The 12,916-nt window shown below is 69.5% G+C and carries 15 protein-coding genes and 2 pseudogenes; 3 read left to right on the top strand and 14 right to left on the bottom strand.

Annotation, left to right across the window (positions count from 1 at the left end; genetic code table 11):
- Positions 1 to 42: 42 nt before the first annotated feature.
- Positions 43 to 681, bottom strand: a complete 639-nt coding sequence (locus tag ACZZ98_RS11575; protein ID WP_463516377.1) for a hypothetical protein — start codon at positions 679 to 681, stop codon at positions 43 to 45.
- A gap of 10 nt (positions 682 to 691) precedes the next feature.
- A complete protein-coding gene (locus ACZZ98_RS11570; protein ID WP_380087276.1) occupies positions 692 to 1,120 on the bottom strand; it encodes a CBS domain-containing protein in 429 nt (142 codons plus the stop codon).
- A gap of 187 nt (positions 1,121 to 1,307) precedes the next feature.
- Here ACZZ98_RS11570 and ACZZ98_RS11565 point away from each other — a divergent pair, with 187 nt between their 5' ends.
- The 3 genes and pseudogenes from ACZZ98_RS11565 (at position 1,308) to ACZZ98_RS11555 (ending at position 4,518) form a co-directional block, all read left to right on the top strand.
- Entirely contained in the window at positions 1,308 to 2,414 is a 1,107-nt protein-coding gene (locus ACZZ98_RS11565) for an ABC transporter ATP-binding protein (protein WP_463516376.1), read from the top strand.
- A 119-nt stretch (positions 2,415 to 2,533) separates the two neighbouring features.
- A pseudogene (locus ACZZ98_RS11560) lies at positions 2,534 to 3,785 on the top strand (DUF4032 domain-containing protein).
- A gap of 37 nt (positions 3,786 to 3,822) precedes the next feature.
- Positions 3,823 to 4,518: an RDD family protein gene (locus ACZZ98_RS11555; protein ID WP_463516375.1), complete on the top strand. Its 696-nt coding sequence runs from the start codon at positions 3,823 to 3,825 to the stop codon at positions 4,516 to 4,518.
- A 71-nt stretch (positions 4,519 to 4,589) separates the two neighbouring features.
- Here the strand turns inward: ACZZ98_RS11555 and ACZZ98_RS11550 are convergent, their stop codons facing one another.
- The 12 genes and pseudogenes from ACZZ98_RS11550 to ACZZ98_RS11495 form a co-directional block, all read right to left on the bottom strand.
- Positions 4,590 to 4,838 (bottom strand): hypothetical protein, encoded by a 249-nt coding sequence (locus tag ACZZ98_RS11550; RefSeq protein WP_463517827.1) that lies wholly within the window; start codon positions 4,836 to 4,838, stop codon positions 4,590 to 4,592.
- Positions 4,839 to 4,880: 42 nt separating this feature from the next.
- Positions 4,881 to 4,967, bottom strand: a pseudogene (locus tag ACZZ98_RS11545) (DUF2510 domain-containing protein); the annotation flags it as partial.
- A gap of 89 nt (positions 4,968 to 5,056) precedes the next feature.
- Entirely contained in the window at positions 5,057 to 5,512 is a 456-nt protein-coding gene (locus ACZZ98_RS11540; protein ID WP_463516374.1) for a DUF2752 domain-containing protein, read from the bottom strand.
- A complete protein-coding gene (locus ACZZ98_RS11535) occupies positions 5,509 to 5,922 on the bottom strand; it encodes a CD225/dispanin family protein (RefSeq protein WP_463516373.1) in 414 nt (137 codons plus the stop codon). Before ACZZ98_RS11535 ends, ACZZ98_RS11540 begins: the two co-directional genes overlap by 4 nt.
- 144 nt (positions 5,923 to 6,066) lie before the next feature.
- Positions 6,067 to 7,017 (bottom strand): 23S rRNA (guanosine(2251)-2'-O)-methyltransferase RlmB, encoded by a 951-nt coding sequence (rlmB, locus tag ACZZ98_RS11530; RefSeq protein ID WP_380087264.1) that lies wholly within the window; start codon positions 7,015 to 7,017, stop codon positions 6,067 to 6,069.
- A 2-nt stretch (positions 7,018 to 7,019) separates the two neighbouring features.
- Positions 7,020 to 8,453: a cysteine--tRNA ligase gene (gene cysS, locus ACZZ98_RS11525; RefSeq protein WP_463516372.1), complete on the bottom strand. Its 1,434-nt coding sequence runs from the start codon at positions 8,451 to 8,453 to the stop codon at positions 7,020 to 7,022.
- Between the two features lie 54 nt (positions 8,454 to 8,507).
- Entirely contained in the window at positions 8,508 to 9,182 is a 675-nt protein-coding gene (locus ACZZ98_RS11520; RefSeq protein ID WP_463516371.1) for an MBL fold metallo-hydrolase, read from the bottom strand.
- Entirely contained in the window at positions 9,182 to 10,279 is a 1,098-nt protein-coding gene (locus tag ACZZ98_RS11515; RefSeq protein ID WP_463516370.1) for an S-(hydroxymethyl)mycothiol dehydrogenase, read from the bottom strand. Before ACZZ98_RS11515 ends, ACZZ98_RS11520 begins: the two co-directional genes overlap by 1 nt.
- 137 nt (positions 10,280 to 10,416) lie before the next feature.
- Positions 10,417 to 10,908 (bottom strand): 2-C-methyl-D-erythritol 2,4-cyclodiphosphate synthase, encoded by a 492-nt coding sequence (gene ispF, locus ACZZ98_RS11510; RefSeq protein ID WP_463516369.1) that lies wholly within the window; start codon positions 10,906 to 10,908, stop codon positions 10,417 to 10,419.
- Positions 10,908 to 11,678: an SDR family oxidoreductase gene (locus ACZZ98_RS11505; RefSeq protein WP_463516368.1), complete on the bottom strand. Its 771-nt coding sequence runs from the start codon at positions 11,676 to 11,678 to the stop codon at positions 10,908 to 10,910. Before ACZZ98_RS11505 ends, ispF begins: the two co-directional genes overlap by 1 nt.
- Positions 11,675 to 12,331 carry a 2-C-methyl-D-erythritol 4-phosphate cytidylyltransferase gene (gene ispD, locus ACZZ98_RS11500; protein WP_463517768.1) on the bottom strand — a complete coding sequence of 219 codons (657 nt, stop codon included), beginning with the start codon at positions 12,329 to 12,331 and terminating at the stop codon, positions 11,675 to 11,677. Before ispD ends, ACZZ98_RS11505 begins: the two co-directional genes overlap by 4 nt.
- Before the next feature lie 26 nt (positions 12,332 to 12,357).
- Positions 12,358 to 12,840, bottom strand: coding sequence for a CarD family transcriptional regulator (locus tag ACZZ98_RS11495; RefSeq protein ID WP_056139333.1), 483 nt, complete (start codon positions 12,838 to 12,840; stop codon positions 12,358 to 12,360).
- Positions 12,841 to 12,916: the final 76 nt, after the last annotated feature.

The following is a 12,916-nucleotide window of genomic DNA, read 5'->3' as shown; positions in this document are numbered from 1 at the left end:
TCGACCTCGGCGCCCGCCCGCCACGTCCTCTGAGGTGGGGCGTCAGGCGGAGGCGCTGGGATGCAGGACCGGCTCGAAGCCGTGAGTCATGGCCGCCACCGACGTCGGAGGAGTGAGCACGTCCACCGGGCCCTTGCCGACGGGCATCGGCTCGCCCCACCCGTCGAAACCGAAGGGACGCAGCGCAGAGCCGACCCACAGGCACGGCCGCCGCTGCGCATCGAGGACGACCGTCCCGACGGGCAGCTCGCCGAGGGTGGCGCGCCACAGCCTGCGGTCGTCCGCGCGGTCGAGCCCACGGCCCGGGCGCAGCCTCTCGTCGGCCAGCCGCCGGTGGAGCTCCGTTGCGGTCAACGCCCGGTGGGCACCCACGGCCGCGGAGACACCGTCGCGATACGCGGCATACGCCTCGCGTCGGCACTCACCACACGGCCGGTGACCCGCAGCCAGGGCCACCGCCTCGTCGAGGAAGAAGAGCGGTGTCCAACGACGGGGTCGCGCCAACCCCACCCGCCGGCCCTTGAACTCCAGCGCACAGGTGATCCACGCCAGGTTGGTCCCGTGGTGACGGACGACGTCCTCGTGCTCGTCGACGACGCACCCACGGTTGCCGGTGAACATCCCGCGGGCCGGGTGCGCGACCAGGTCCCCCCAGGGGTCGACCCGGTTGCGTCGCGGCACGGGGTGACGACTACTGCTGGATGTAGGCGCTCAGCTGGTCACGCTCGGCCTGGAGGTCGGTGATCCGGTGCTTGACGACGTCACCGATGCTCACGATGGCGGCCAGACGGCCGTCGATGACGACCGGGACGTGGCGGATGCGGTGCTCCGTCATCGTGTGCTCCAGGTCGACAAGCTCGTCCTCGGGGGTGCAGGTCTGCACCTCGCTCGTCATGATCGACGACACCTGCTGCGTCAGCACGTCTGCACCGACCTGTTGGAGATGCCGCACGACGTCACGCTCGCTGACGATCCCGTCGACGGCCCGGCCGTCGTCACTCACGACGACTGCGCCGATGCGATGCTCGGCGAGGAGGTCGAGGAGGTCGGCGACACTGGCGTCGGAGCGCACCGTGATGACGGTGTCTCCCTTGCGTTTCACGACATCGGAGATCCTCATGTGCCGACGGTAGTGGTCCACGCGTGCCCGCGCCAGAGCAACGCGATTGCCCGGTCGCGAGACGCCGCGTGACAGGAGTGACGGCATACGGCATGCTTGCCCCACCGCTGACACCGACGTGAGCGGGTAGGCCCTTTACAACGGATCGTCCGGCACGTTCCTGCCGGTGAAGGAAGGCAATGACGCCATGGCAACTGTCAAGTTCGACGAGTCCACCCGCATCTACCCCGGGAACGACACCCCCTCGGTCGACCGACTGAACATCGACGTCCAGGACGGCGAGTTCCTCGTCCTCGTCGGCCCCTCGGGCAGCGGCAAGTCGACTGCACTCCGCATGCTGGCCGGCCTCGAAGAGGTCAACGGCGGCAAGATCTGGATCGGTGACCGCGACGTCACCAACCTGTCCCCCAAGGACCGCGACGTCGCCATGGTCTTCCAGAACTACGCGCTCTACCCGCACATGTCGGTCGCCGACAACATGGGCTTCGCGCTCAAGATCGCCGGTGTCGACAAGGCCGAGATCCGCAAGCGCGTCGAGGAGGCCGCCAAGATCCTCGACCTCGAGGCCTACCTCGAGCGCAAGCCGAAGGCCCTCTCCGGTGGCCAGCGTCAGCGCGTCGCCATGGGACGAGCCATCGTCCGCTCCCCCCAGGTCTTCCTCATGGACGAGCCGCTCTCCAACCTCGACGCCAAGCTCCGCGTCCAGACGCGCACCCAGATCGCCTCTCTCCAGCGGCGACTGGGCGTCACCACCGTCTACGTGACGCACGACCAGGTGGAGGCCATGACCATGGGTGACCGCATCGCGGTGCTCAAGGACGGCATCCTCCAGCAGGTCGCGACGCCGCGCGAGATGTATGACACCCCGGCCAACGTCTTCGTCGCCGGCTTCATCGGCTCCCCCGCCATGAACCTCATCAGCGTCCCCGTCACCGACGGTGGCGTGAAGTTCGGCTCGCACACCCTGCAGGTCCCCCGCGAGTCCCTCCAGGGCGTCGGCTCCAACGCGATCGTCGGAGTTCGCCCCGAGGACGTCGAGGTCACCACCGAGGGCCAGGGCCTCGAGATCACGATCGACGTCGTCGAGGAGCTCGGCGCCGACGCCTACGTCTACGGCACGCCGTCCGACGAGGGCATCCGCCTCGAGGGCGGCGAGGACGCGCTCCCCAAGCCGTTCATCGCCCGCGTCGACGGTCGCCGCGTGCCCCTCAAGGGCGACAAGATCTGGGTCCAGCCCAACGCGAGCCACATGCACATCTTCAACGCCGAGTCCGGGGCTCGTCTGAGCCACTGACGACGCACCACCGCCTTCGGGGGTGCCAAGAGCGCTGCGTATGCCGCGTGCTTGGCACCCCCGAGGCGTTTCAGTCCCCTGTTCCAGCCGTTGCCGTGTTCACGCGTCGGAGGTAGTCCTTGGCTCTCCAGATCACGACCGCCCGACCCGACCCCGCCCTGCTCGACCTCCCCTGGTCGACTCCGCTGGAGGACTGGCCGGAGCACCACCTCGCCGCTCTCCCCCGCGGCATCTCCCGCCACGTCGTGCGCTTCGTCCGTCTCTCGGGCCGGGTGCTCGCCGTCAAGGAGATCAAGGAGGACATCGCCCGCCGCGAGTACGCCATGCTGCGCAACCTCCGTCGCCTCGACCAGCCCTCGGTGGAGCCCTTCGGGATCGTGAGCGGACGGGTCGACACCCAGGGCAACCCGCTCGACGCCTGCCTGCTCACCCGCCACCTCAAGTTCTCGCTGCCCTATCGGGCGCTCTTCAGCCAGGGGCTGCGGCCCGGCACGGAGACCCGCCTCATCGACGCCCTGGCCGTGCTGCTCGTCCGGCTGCACCTCATGGGGTTCTGGTGGGGTGACGTGTCGCTGTCCAACACCCTGTTCCGGCGCGATGCCGGCAGCTTCGCGGCCTACCTCGTCGACGCCGAGACGGGCGAGCTGTTCCCCAAGCTCAGCGCGGGCCAACGGGCGCACGACCTCGACATCGCCCGCGTCAACATCGCCGGTGAGCTCATGGACCTCCAGGCGGGCGAGCTCCTCGACGAGAGCGTCGACCCGGTCGCGATCTCCAACCGGATCGTCACGCGCTACGAGGAGCTGTGGGTCGAGCTCACCGAGACCGAGGAGTTCGACACCGGTGAGCGCTGGCGCGTCGAGGAGCGCATCCGTCGGCTCAACGCCCTCGGGTTCGACGTCGACGAGCTGGCGATCACGACCGACATCGACGGCACCTCCATCAGCATCCAGCCCAAGGTCGTCGATGCGGGCCACCATTCGCGACGTCTGCTGCGGCTCACCGGCCTTGACGTCGGCGAGGGCCAGGCCCGGCGCCTGCTCAACGACCTCGACAGCTATCGCGCGGGCACCGAGCGCCAGAACGATGACGAGGAGATCGTCGCCCACGACTGGCTCACCCGGATCTACGAGCCCATCACCCGGCGGGTGCCACGCGAGCTTCTCCGGCAAGCTCGAGCCGGCCGAGCTCTTCCACGAGGTCCTCGAGCACCGCTGGTACATGGCCGAGCGCGAGCAGCACGACGTCGCGATCGAGCGGGCCATCGAGGACTACGTCGGGTCGATCCTCCCGACGAAGCCTGACGAGGTCTCGGTCGTCGGTGTCGACACGGTCGAGATGCCGGTCATCGTCGACGGGCCGCGCCCCTAGGATCGTGGCGTCCGTGCACGCACTTCAGGGGAGCCCCATGTCCGAGCCTTTCGACCCGAACCAGCCGCCACCTCCGCCGCCGCAGGCGCAGCCGCCGCAGGCGCAGCCGCAGCCGCCCCATGGCGCGCCGGCACCGCACGCGAACCCGTATGGCGGCGCAGCAGCGTCTCCCTACCAGTCGGCTCCCCAGGTCAACCCCTACGGAGGTGGGGGGCAGGCGTTCCCTGGGTCCAAGGCCTACGTCGAGCAGCACTTCGGGCCTGTGGCTGGCTTCGGCAAACGTGCCCTGGCCCTCATCATCGACGGGCTGCTCTCGCTCATCGGCCTCATCCCGATCATCATCGGTGCCGTCCTCCTCGTCATGGCCGCACCTGACACGGATGAGCTGGGCTACACGATCGACGGCACCGGGGACGGTGGCCTCGCGGCAACCGGAGGCATCCTCATCTTCCTCGGCGTCCTGCTGATGATCGGGATCCAGATCTGGAACCGCATCTTCAAGATGGGCCGCACCGGGCAGAGCGTGGGCAAGAAGGTCACGGGCCTCAAGCTCATCCATGAGTCCACCGGCCAGCCGATCGGCGCCCTGCAGTCGTTCCTGCGAGAGCTGCTCGGCGGCCTCGTCAACCAGATCTTCTACCTCAGCTACCTCTGGATGCTCTGGGACGACAACAAGCAGACGCTCGCCGACAAGGTCGTGCACTCGACCGTCATCGAGGTCCCGAAGTCCTGACCTCACGCATCGACAGCGAACGCCGCCCGCAGATCATCGCGGGCGGCGTTCGTGGTTCGTTCGAGAGGAACTCAGCTGACGATGCCTCGCTGCAGGTTCCAGCGTTGCGCGCTCTGGTAGGCGTCGACCATCCCCCAGATCCAGATGGCCGGCGCCGTGAGGAAGCCGATGAGCACGAACATGAGAAGGAAGCTGAAGGCGTACCCGAGGAACATGGCGATGCCCTTGCCGGTGTGGCCGTTCATCAGCTGTCCGAGCCCCGGGATGAAGAACGACCCGAGGAGTGACAGTCCCGGGTTCTTCGGGGCCACCCGCGTCACCGCGCCCGGGTACTGCCCAGCCGGAACCACTGCGGCCGACCCCGGCGCGTGGTGATCGGTCCATTCCGTGCCTGACCAGTACCGCTGGCCACCGTCCCCCTGGGGGTACCACCCCGGCGCTGCACTCATCCCTGTCTCCCTCGTTGACGTCGTGGCTCACCCTAGGGTGGCGCTGACGTGCTCGCGGGCGATCCACGAAGTTCGCTCAGCACGACGGCTCACGCGGGCGAGAGCCACGTCCAGCCCGGAAGGTTGCGGGCGAACCAGAAGGCCATGATGACCCAGAAGAAGCCGTAGAGGACCCACGCCGGCGCAGCGGTCATGCGCTGCTCACCCCGCCACTGGCGTCGGGCCCAGCGGGCGAATCCGAGGACCATCACGACGAAGGCCGCGACTGTCAGGGGGTTGCGCTGCAGCGCCTCAACGAGGTTGCCCTCGCTCAGGGCGTGGGTGGCGCGCAGGGTGCCGCATCCCGGGCAGAACGTCCCGGTGAGGGCGAGCCACGGGCAGGTCGGATAGTTGCCGGGCTGGTTGGGGTCGACGAGGTGCGCGACGAGGACGAACCCGGTGGCGCCGGCGGCAGTCACCGCCGGCCAGAGCAGGCGACGTCCCCGCCCGACCGAGCTGTCGGTGGGCGGGGACGTCGGGATCTGCGTCTGGGACGTCGGGATCACATGCTCGACGAGTCGGCGCTCATCACTCCAGTTGCGATCAGCGCGATGTAGATGATCGTCGCGATGACGCCCAGGACGAGAGCGATCGTCGCGAACTTCTTCGCCTTGGCCGCGGACTCGAGGGCGCCGGCCTGGTCGCCACCGTTCCACTTGCCGTTGACCTGCGCGGCGAAGACGACGGCGGGGATGCCGATCGGCCAGCAGCACAGGAGGCTGATGATCGCGAGGACCAGGTTGTTGCTGGGCGGCGGGCCGGCAGGCGCGCCTCCGTATCCACCGGCGGGGGGCGGCGGGGCGCCGTACGAGCCACCGTCATAGCCACCACCGCTGGGCGGGGGCGGGGGCGTCGAGCCACCGCCGCTGCCACCACCGGGCGGCGGGGGCGGCGGGGTGTTTCCGTAGTCAGACATGTATGCGTCCCTCTCACTGTGCGTCATCAGGGTTGAGCCCCCTGGTCGGGAAACCGACTGCGGCAATCGTGGCACAACTCACCCGACACGGCCGGTGGACGCACGGAGGAAAAACGAGTTCGAGCCCGGCGTTCTGGGCCCTGATCAGCGACGACGGCGGCGCCGCGAGACTTCGTACAGGGCCACACCCGTGGCGATGCCGGCGTTGAGCGACTCGACGGCCGATGACATGGGCACCGACACGATCTGGTCGCAGGTCTCGCGCACCAGACGGGACAGGCCCTTGCCCTCCGAGCCCACCACGATGACGATCGGCTCGTTGGCCAGCTCGAGGTCGGGCAGCTCCACATCCCCGTCCATGTCGAGGCCGATGATGAAGAACCCCGCCTTGCGGTAGTCCTCCAGTGCCCGGGTCAGGTTGGTGCACTGGGCCACCGGGATGCGAGCCGCCGCGCCGGCCGACGTCTTCCACGCCGACGCCGTCATCCCGACCGAGCGACGTGCAGGCACCACGACACCGTGACCGCCGAAGGCCGCGACGGAGCGGACGATCGCTCCAAGGTTGCGCGGGTCGGTGATCCCGTCGAGCGCGACGACGAGCGGGATGCCGGGCATCTCGGGGTCGACGAGGTCGCTCGGGTGGGCGTACTCGTAGGGAGGCACCTGCAGCGCCAGACCCTGGTGGACGGCGCCGTCGGTGATCCGGTCGAGCTCGCCGCGCGGCGTCTCGAGGATCGGGAGGCTCCGCTCGGTGGCGATCTTGAGGGCCTCACGCACCCGGTCGTCGCTGTCGATGCGCCCCGCGACATACATCGTGGTGACGGGCACGTCGTTGCGCAGGGCCTCGAGCACGGAGTTGCGCCCGGCCACGACCTCGCTCGATGCCTTGGCCTTGCGGCCACCGGTCGGGCGCCCGCCGGAGCGCCGCTCGCCGGCCTTGGCCACCTTGTGGGCCTTGTGATAGGTCCGGTCCTCCGCGCGCGGGGTCGCTCCCTTGGGCTCGAGCCCCCTGCGCCGCTGACCGCCTGACCCGACGGTGGGCGTCTTCTTGCCACCCTTGCGGATGGCCCCTCGTCGCTGGCTGTTGCCTGCCACGGCTACTCTCCTCGTCCACGGGTCAACGACCAGCGGGCGCCGGTCGGTGTGTCCTCGATCGTGATGCCGGCCGCGACGAGCTGGTCGCGGATGGCATCGGATGTCGCATAGTCACGGGCCGAGCGAGCCGCGGTGCGTGCCGCCAGGCGCTCGCTCACGAGCGCCTCGAGGGCGGACTGCGCGTCGCTCGACGAGCTGTCCGCACCCGACCACGCCGGGTCCAGCGGGTTCACCCCGAGGATGTCCGTCATCGCGATGACGAGCCCGGCGAGGTCGCGTGCCGTGTCGTTCTCGCCGTCGTCGAGGGCGGTGTTGCCCCGGGTCACGGTGTCGTGGACCGCGGCCAGGGCGCCGGACACCGCGAGATCGTCGTCCATGGCCTCGACGAACTCCGGGGGCAGTACCTCGTCACCGGTCGGCGCGACGGCGCCGTCAGGACCGAGCGCGCGACGGAGGAACCCTTCGATGCGCTCGACGGCGGCCTCTGCCTCGGCGAGGGAGCCCTCGTGGAACTCGATCATCGACCGGTAGTGGGCGGCGGTGAGGTAGTAGCGGACCGCGAGCGGGCGGGCCTTCTTGGTGACCTCGTGGACCAGCAGGCTGTTGCCGAGCGACTTGCTCATCTTCTCGCCACTGATCGTCACCCAGGCGTTGTGCATCCACAGTGAGGTGAACGCCAGTCCGGCGGCGCGCGACTGGGCCTGCTCGTTCTCGTGGTGCGGGAAGCGCAGGTCGACACCGCCACCGTGGATGTCGAAGGCGTCCCCGAGGTACTTGCGGGCCATCGCGGAGCACTCGAGGTGCCAACCGGGACGACCGCGCCCCCACGGCGTGGGCCAGCTCGCGGACGCGGGCTCGTCCTCCTTGCGACCCTTCCAGAGGGCGAAGTCGCGCGGGTCGCGCTTGCCTCGCGGGTCGGCGTCCTCCGCAGCCGCCATGTCCTCGATCTTCTGGTTCGTCACCTCTCCGTATGCCGGCCACGACCGGACGTCGAAGTAGACGTCGCCCGAGCCGTCTTCCGCGGCATACGCATGGCCCCTGTCGATGAGCAGCTCGATCAGCTCGACCATCTCGGTGATGTGACCCATGGCGCGGGGCTCGTAGCTCGGGGGAAGGACCCCGAGCAGGCCGAGTGCCTCGGAGGTCGCGATCTCGTTGCGGTAGGACAGCGTGAACCAGTCCTCGCCGGACTCGGCCGACTTGCGCAGGATCTTGTCGTCGAGGTCCGTGACGTTGCGGACCAGGGACACGTCGAGGCCGTGGCCTCGGACGAGCCAGCGCCGGAGCACGTCGAAGGCGACGGCGAAGCGGACGTGGCCGATGTGGGGAGGAGCCTGCGTGGTGAGCCCACAGATGTAGATCCCGACCCGACCAGGTTGCAGCGGGACGAAGTCACGCAGTGCGCGCGACTGGGAGTCGAAAAGTCTGAGAGTCACCCGCACAAGGGTACCGGCGCAGAGCCCCCGCCCCTGACGCTCAGCCGGGAGTGGTCAGTGGCCTCGGGCGATCCACTCGTCCAGCTGGGGCGCCTCGGCCCCGATGGTCGTCGAGTCCCCGTGACCGGTGAGCACGACGGTGCCTGCCGGGAGGGTGAGGAGCCGGGTCCGGATCGAGTCGATGATCTGGTCGAAGTTGCTGAACGACCTTCCCGTGGCGCCCGGTCCGCCCTGGAAGAGGGTGTCGCCGGTGAAGACCACGTGCATCGCGGACGCGTGGAACGAGCAGCTCCCGGGTGAGTGGCCCGGGGTGTGCAGGACCCGGAGCGTGACGTCACCGACGTGGAACTCCTGCCCGTCTGTGAGCGTGGCATCGGGCGACCCGTCCTGGGTCAACGCCCAGACCACCCGGCCCAGCGGGTGCAGGTGCACCGGAGCCTTCGTCGCCTCGTGGAGCTCCCGGGCCACGTTGACGTGGTCGCTGTGGCCATGGGTGAGGAGGATGGCGCGCACCGTGCGGCCGCCCACGACCTCGAGGATGGCGTCGGCGTCATGGGCCGCGTCGATGATGATGCACTCGCGCTCGTCACCGATGACCCAGACGTTGTTGTCGACCTCCCAGCTGCCCCCGTCGAGCTCGAACGTCCCCGACGTGACGGCGCGGTCGACGCGCACTCCTCCGTGGGACGGCGCGATGGTGGGCAGGCTCGGCTCGGCACGCTGTGACATCAGAGCACCACCACCGATCGCAGCACGTCGCCGCGTTCCATCTTGTCGAACGCCGACTCGACCTCGTCGAGCTTGATGCGCTCGGAGACGAAGCCGTCGAGGTCGAAGCGTCCCTGGCGATAGAGGTCGACGAGCATCGGGAAGTCACGGCTGGGCAGGCAGTCGCCGTACCAGCTGCTCTTGAGCGCACCGCCCCGGCCGAAGATCTCGATCATCGGCAGCGTCACCTGCTGGTCAGGCGTCGGGACCCCGACGAGGACGACGGTTCCGGCCAGGTCGCGTGCGTAGAAGGCCTGCTCGTAGGTCTCGGGTCGACCGACGGCCTCGATGACGACGTCCGCACCGAAGCCGCCGGTCAGCTCGCGGATGCGCTCGACCACGTCCTCGTCCTTGCCGTTGACCGTGTGCGTCGCGCCGAAGACCTTGGCGCCGTCGAGCTTGCGGTCGTCGACGTCGACGGCGATGACCGTCGTCGCACCGGCGACGCTTGCCCCTGCGATGGCGGCGTTGCCCACGCCACCGCAGCCGATGACGGCCACCGAGTCACCGCGGCCCACACCGCCGGTGTTGACCGCGGCGCCGAAGCCGGCCATGACCCCGCATCCCAGCAACCCCACGGCGGCCGCGTCGGCGTCGGCGTCCACCTTGGTGCACTGACCTGCGGCGACGAGGGTCTTCTCGATGAAGGCACCGATCCCGAGCGCCGGGCTGAGCTCGGTCCCGGCCATGTCCCCGGACGCCAGGGTCATCTTCTGCGTCGCGTTGTGGGTGTTGAAGCAGTACCAGGGCTTGCCCTTGTGACAGGCGCGGCACTGGCCACAGACGGCCCGCCAGTTGAGGATGACGAAGTCACCCGGCTCGACCTCGGTGACGCCCTGACCGACCGCCTCGACGACGCCCGCCGCCTCGTGCCCGAGCAGGAACGGGAACTCGTCGTTGATGCCCCCCTCGCGGTAGTGCAGGTCGGTGTGGCACACCCCGCAGGACTGCACCTGCACGAGTGCCTCCCCCGGGCCCGGGTCGGGAACGACGATGTCGACGAGCTCGACGTCAGCGCCCTTGCTCCTGGCGATGACACCCTTGACGGTCTGCGGCATGTGCCCTCCATTGGTCGTTCCCAGACTGTATGCCGTGACACACGTTCCGCAACCGGAGCGCCCACCGGCTTGTGGCCGCAATCGCGGCACCCACGGACGCCGCGTGGCCGCGGTGAGAGAGCGGACGTCGGCGCAGGTCAGGCCGTCGGGACGACGAGAGCAGTGGCGATGGCCGCGACGCCCTCCCCGCGACCGGTGAGACCCAGTCCGTCGGTCGTCGTGCCCGCCACCGAGACGGGTGCACCACACGCGTCCGACAGCGCCTGCTCGGCCTCCGCCCGGCGCGAGCCGACCTTGGGGCGGTTGCCGATGACCTGCACCGCGACGTTGCCGATCTCGAAGCCGGCCTCACGCACCAGCCGAGCGGCCTCCGCGAGCAACGTGGTGCCCGAGGCGCCCGACAGCTCGGGTCGACCCGTGCCGAAGTGCTGCCCGAGGTCACCGATGCCCGCCGCCGAGAAGAGCGCGTCGCAGGCAGCGTGGGCCGCGACGTCGGCGTCCGAGTGACCGTCGAGACCGCGCTCGCCGGGCCAGTGCAGGCCGGCAACCCACAGCTCACGGCCGGATCCCGCGGGCGCCAGGGCATGGACGTCCACGCCAACTCCGGTGCGGGGCAGGGCTGCTCCCATCAGGAGCCGTCCTGCCAGTCGATCGAGCCCCGGTGCAGCTGGTGCGGGGCGGCCTGGGCGACCGGTTTGACGACGAGCGTGTCGATGTTGACGTGCTGGGGCAGCCCGACCGCGAACGAGACACACGCCGCGACGTCGTCGGCGACGAGCGGATGGTCCACCCCCTCGTAGACCCTGTCGGCCGCGGATCGGTCGCCATGGAGCCGCGTCAGTGAGAACTCCTCGGTCTGCACCATGCCCGGACGGATGTCGACGACCCGGACGTGCGAGCCGTTGAGCTCGAGTCGCAACGTCTCGGAGACGACCGACTGGCCGTGCTTGGCGGCGGCGTAGCCACCACCGCCGGCATAGACGCGCTCGCCCGCGATCGAGCTGATGTTGACGATGGTCGCTCGTGCCGAGGCCCGGAGCAGTGGCAGCGCTGCCTGGGTCATGCGCACCGTTCCGAGGACGTTGGTGGCATACATCGCCTCCCACTCGCCGAGGTCGCCCTCCTCGACCGAGCTCAGGCCCAGCGCCCCTCCGGCGTTGTTGACGAGGACGTCGAGCCGCTCGAGCGAGGACACCGCGGTGGCGACGCTCTCGGCATCGGTCACGTCGAGCTGCACGGCTGTGACGGACCCACCCAGCTCCGCAGCGACGGCGTCTAGCCGGTCCTGCCGACGACCACCGATGACCACGGCGTACCCGTCGGCGACGAGGCGGCGGGTCACGGCGGCACCGATGCCGGTGCCGCCTCCGGTGACGAGGGCGACGGGGGTCTGGCTCACGAGCCGAGGATACGGCTGGCGCGTTCGAGGTCGGCCGCAGTGGTCACCTTGAACGCCATCTCATCACCCGGTACCACCGTCACGACGGAGCCCAGCCGCTCGACGAGGGCCGCGTCGTCGGTGGCCTCGACCTCCGAGGCGTGGGCGGCGGCGAGCAGGGTCCGGCGGAAGGCCTGCGGGGTCTGGATGGCTCGCAGGCTGGCACGGTCCGGCGTCGCCACCACACGTCCGACGGCGTCGACCTGCTTGATCGTGTCGGTGACGAACAGGCCGGGCACGACGGCGTCGTGCCCGGCCTGCACCGCGTTGACGAGGCGGTCGAAGAGCGACGCAGGGGCGAGGCAGCGGGCGGCGTCGTGGACGAGGACGATGTCGATGTCCCGGCGCAGCGCTCCCAGACCGGCGGCGACGGAGTGGGTGCGCTCGGCCCCGCCCGCGACGACCGTGACGTCCGCGTGACGCGGGTGCGCAGACACGAGCGCGCCCGCCTCCCGGAGGTGGGAGGAGGGCGCGACGACGACGATCTGTGAGGTGTCGGCAGCCTCGAACGCGCGTGCGACGGCGTGCTCGATCAGCGTGGTGCCCGCGATGCGGACGAATGCCTTGGGCTGCTCTGCCCCGAGTCTCGTGCCCTGTCCGGCGGCAACGAGGATGACACCGACGTGAGTGTCAACAGCGTTCAGGACGCGAGGACCTCGTCGAGGATGGTCTCAGCCTTGTCCTCATCGGTCTTCTCTGCCAGGGCGAGCTCGGACACGAGGATCTGGCGTGCCTTGGAGAGCATCCGCTTCTCGCCGGCGGACAGTCCGCGGTCCTTGTCTCGACGCCACAGGTCACGCACGACCTCGGCCACCTTGATGACGTCGCCGGAGGCGAGCTTCTCGAGGTTGGCCTTGAAGCGGCGCGACCAGTTGGTGGGCTCCTCGGCAAACGGGGCGCGAAGCACCTCGAAGACCTTCTCGAGGCCGGCCTTGTCGACGACGTCTCGGACGCCGACCAGGTCGCAGTTCTCGGCAGGAACCTCGATGACGAGGTCTCCCTGGGCCACCTTGAGCTTCAGGTAGAGCTTCTCCACGCCCTTGATGGTGCGCTTGTTGATCTCTTCGATGCGAGCAGCCCCGTGGTGGGGGTACACGACCGTTTCACCGACCTTGAAAACCATATGCAACTTGCCCCTTTCGCGAGGGCAAGTTTAACACGCCGGCGCCTTCAAGCGGAATCGGAGCGGACGGCATACC

This window comes from Knoellia sp. AC549 (assembly GCF_979258975.1).
Note: the sequence above shows the minus strand (reverse complement) of the source record. Positions and strands in the feature narration are given on the sequence as shown.

Excerpts from the sequence above, each read along its gene's own strand:
- ispF (WP_463516369.1), bottom strand. The coding sequence starts at position 10,908 with ATGGGAGCAGCCCTGCCCCGCACCGGAGTTGGCGTGGACGTCCATGCC.
- ACZZ98_RS11555 (WP_463516375.1), top strand. The coding sequence starts at position 3,823 with ATGTCCGAGCCTTTCGACCCGAACCAGCCGCCACCTCCGCCGCCGCAG.
- ACZZ98_RS11515 (WP_463516370.1), bottom strand. The coding sequence starts at position 10,279 with ATGCCGCAGACCGTCAAGGGTGTCATCGCCAGGAGCAAGGGCGCTGAC.
- ACZZ98_RS11520 (WP_463516371.1), bottom strand. The coding sequence starts at position 9,182 with ATGTCACAGCGTGCCGAGCCGAGCCTGCCCACCATCGCGCCGTCCCAC.
- ACZZ98_RS11565 (WP_463516376.1), top strand. The coding sequence starts at position 1,308 with ATGGCAACTGTCAAGTTCGACGAGTCCACCCGCATCTACCCCGGGAAC.
- ACZZ98_RS11495 (WP_056139333.1), bottom strand. The coding sequence starts at position 12,840 with ATGGTTTTCAAGGTCGGTGAAACGGTCGTGTACCCCCACCACGGGGCT.
- ACZZ98_RS11535 (WP_463516373.1), bottom strand. The coding sequence starts at position 5,922 with ATGTCTGACTACGGAAACACCCCGCCGCCCCCGCCGCCCGGTGGTGGC.
- ACZZ98_RS11570 (WP_380087276.1), bottom strand. The coding sequence starts at position 1,120 with ATGAGGATCTCCGATGTCGTGAAACGCAAGGGAGACACCGTCATCACG.